At 64.1% G+C, this 304-nt stretch carries 1 pseudogene; it reads left to right on the top strand.

Annotated features, from left to right (window positions below):
- Positions 1-304, top strand: a pseudogene (locus tag SB764_RS39200) (leucyl aminopeptidase); the annotation flags it as partial.

The raw sequence follows: 304 nt of genomic DNA, 5'->3' as shown, positions 1-304 counted from the left end.
ACACGAGCAGTGCCGCAGTGACGACGGCGACGGCAAGGGCGTCGTCTTCGACACCGGCGGCATTTCCATCAAGCCGGCTGCCGGCATGGAGGACAGGAAGGGTGATATGGGCGGGGCTGCCGCCGTCATCGGCCTGATGCATGTGCTCGCGGCCCGCAAGGCTGACGTCAACGCCGTCGGCATCATCGGCCTCGTCGAGAACATGCCTGATGGCAACGCACAACGCCCGGGCGATATCGTCACATCGATGTCCGGCCAGACGATCGAGATCATCAACACCGATGCCGAAGGCCGTCTGATCCTG

The sequence above is a fragment of the Paraburkholderia sp. SIMBA_027 genome, from assembly GCF_046535315.1.
Lineage (GTDB): Bacteria > Pseudomonadota > Gammaproteobacteria > Burkholderiales > Burkholderiaceae > Paraburkholderia > Paraburkholderia tropica.
The sequence above is the reverse complement of the archived record's forward strand: the minus strand, read 5'-3'. Positions and strand labels throughout refer to the sequence as shown.